Annotated in this window: 2 protein-coding genes; one reads left to right on the top strand and one right to left on the bottom strand. The window is 41.5% G+C overall.

The window, feature by feature from the left end:
* Positions 1 to 151 precede the first annotated feature (151 nt).
* Positions 152 to 1,627 carry an alpha-amylase gene (locus F6K13_RS26725; RefSeq protein ID WP_124155748.1) on the top strand — a complete coding sequence of 492 codons (1,476 nt, stop codon included), beginning with the start codon at positions 152 to 154 and terminating at the stop codon, positions 1,625 to 1,627.
* Positions 1,628 to 1,889: 262 nt separating this feature from the next.
* Here the strand turns inward: F6K13_RS26725 and panB are convergent, their stop codons facing one another.
* Positions 1,890 to 2,678 carry a 3-methyl-2-oxobutanoate hydroxymethyltransferase gene (panB, locus tag F6K13_RS26720; protein ID WP_287288953.1) on the bottom strand — a complete coding sequence of 263 codons (789 nt, stop codon included), beginning with the start codon at positions 2,676 to 2,678 and terminating at the stop codon, positions 1,890 to 1,892.
* Between the last annotated feature and the right edge of the window lie 159 nt (positions 2,679 to 2,837).

Here is a 2,837-nt window from a genome sequence, read left to right as displayed (position 1 = left end):
TCCGCGCAACTGCCCGTTACAAAAATTACTTCTGACTTCTGACTTCTGACTTCTGACTTCGTTAACCCTCTGATTATTGACATAGTGATAGTTTATTATAAAATTATTACAATTAGGTCAAAATAATTACACACCTGACAAGGATAAATATATGTCTGCAATAAACGGCGTAATGATGCAGTATTTCCATTGGTATATTCCTCCCGATGGAAATTTATGGAATGAACTAAAAGATAGAGCAAAAGAACTAGCTGATGTAGGAGTTACATCCATTTGGCTACCTCCAGCTTATAAAGGAACTGGCGGTGGCTACGATGTTGGCTACGGAGTCTATGATATGTTCGATCTTGGCGAATTTGACCAAAAAGGCTCGGTTAGAACAAAGTATGGCACAAAGGATGAATATATTGCTGCAGTCAAAGCTGTCCAGGAATATGGCATTAGGGTTTACGCAGATGTCGTCCTTAACCATAAACTAGGAGCAGACGCACCAGAAGAAGTAGAAGCAACACCCTATAATCCAGAAGATCGCAATCAGCAAATCGACGATATGCAGACGATTAAAGTCTGGACTCACTTTACTTTTCCAGGTCGCAAAGGTAAATACTCTGAACAGGAATGGCACTGGTGGCATTTCAACGCAGTCGATTACAACGCATACGACGAAGGCGAGAACGCAGTTTACTTGTTTAAAGATAAGTCTTTTGAGGATGAAGTTGACCTGGAAAAAGGAAATTTCGACTATCTTATGGGCTGCAATTTGGATATGACACATCCAGAAGTGCGCGATGAGCTAAAGCGTTGGGGTGAATGGTTTATAGATACCACCGGAGTAGACGGTTTCCGCTTCGACGCAGTTAAACACGTTCAAGCTGGTTTCTTTCCAGAATGGCTGCAACATTGCCGTCACCATGCAGGTCGCAATCTTTTTGCTGTTGGTGAATACTGGTCTGATGAGATTGAAGCTCTTCACCATTTTATTGAAGCCACGGGAGGCGATGTTTTACTCTTCGATGCACCCTTGCACTATAACTTCAGCACTGCTAGTAAACAGGGTAATGAGTATGATATGCGGCAGATATTTGACGACACTTTGGTGCAAGACCAGCCAGCTTTAGCAGTCACCTTGGTGGAAAATCATGATTCTCAACCATTGCAATCTTTGGAATCTGTTGTAGAATCTTGGTTTAAGCCATTAGCTTATGCATTGATTCTGCTACGAGCTGAAGGCTATCCCTGCATTTTCTATGGAGATTACTATGGCGCTCATTATCAAGATAATGGTCCCGATGGCAATGAGTACGAAATCTGGCTTGACAGTCATAAATGGCTAATTGACAAATTTTTATATGCTCGTGAAACCTATGGTTATGGCGACCAATATGATTATTTCGATCATGCTAATACCCTTGGTTGGACGCGCTTGGGGGATGAAGAGCATCCCGGTGGAATGGCAGTTGTTTTGAGTAATGGCGGTGATGGCACGAAGTACATGGAGGTGGGGCAACCAAACCAAACTTACATTGACATCACTGAACATATCAGCGAACCGATAACTACAAATGATGAAGGTTGGGCTGATTTTAAATGTAATGCAGGTTCAGTTTCAGTGTGGGTTCCACAGTAGGGGAGCAGGGGAGTGGGGGGGGGTAGGGGAGTAGGGGAGTGGGGGAGTAGGGGAGTGGGGGAGTAGGGGAGTAGGGGAGTAGTAAACATCAGAATAATTAATATTAATATCATGTCCGCACTTTATCGTTTGTGTAGACCCAAGGGTGAATATCTACAGGAAATTTAGGTTTTTTTCTTGCTCAAATGTTTCATCTGAGCTGCATTGCCAAATCTTTCTTGATCTTCTAACACTCCTCATCACCCCATCACCCCATCACCCCTTATGATGGTGGTTGAGGAAATTTTCTCTCCCTAACTTCCCAACTATATTCTTTCACTGCTTGAGTAATATTTTCTCGCAAATTAACATAAGATTTAGCAAAAGGAGGTTGCCAATCAGAAATGCCTAAAACATCATTAATAACTAATACCTGACCATCACAATAGACACCTGCACCAATACCAATAGTAGGAATGGAAACTTTTTCAGTAATCTCTTTAGCTAAATCTGCTCCAATATGTTCTAAAATCATGGCAAAAGCACCAGCTTCTTCCACAGCGACAGCTTCTGCTAAAATACGCGCCTTAGCATCGGGAGTTTTGCCTTGTTTGCGATAACCTCCAAATTGATGTACAGATTGGGGAGTTAGACCAATATGACCCATAACCGGAATACCTACTGATGTTAATTTACTTATCGTTTGAGCGATCGCTTCATTTCCACCTTCTAATTTTACAGCTTGAGCGCCTGTTTCTTTGAGTATTCTCCCTGCGGAATGTATGGCTTGTTGAATGCTTTCTTGATAAGTTAAAAATGGTAAATCTACGACTATTAAAGCTTGCTTAACACCTCGTCGCACTGCTTTAGCATGATGAATCATTTCATCAAGAGTAACTGGTAGAGTAGTATCATAGCCTAATGCTACCATTGCCAGAGAATCTCCCACCAAAATTAAATCTACTCCTGCTTGGTCTAAAATTTGAGCGATCGCATAATCATAGGCAGTTAAAGCTACTATGGGACGACCTTTTTGTTTCCATTGAATTAGTTGTTTTGTGGTAACTGTCATTTTAATTAAGTTAAAAGTTATAGCAAGAAAAGTATAGTTTATATTAACAGGACTTACGCAAATTAATCTTTAAAACGCCTATGTAGGGGCGAATGGCATTCGCCCTCTACAGTTTGCTATTTCCTGTTCCCTGTTCCCTGTTCCCTAGCGCGTAGCGCA

This window comes from Okeania sp. SIO2B9, assembly GCF_010672505.1.
Classification (GTDB): Bacteria; Cyanobacteriota; Cyanobacteriia; order Cyanobacteriales; family Microcoleaceae; genus Okeania; species Okeania hirsuta.
The sequence above is the reverse complement of the archived record's forward strand: the minus strand, read 5'-3'. Positions and strand labels throughout refer to the sequence as shown.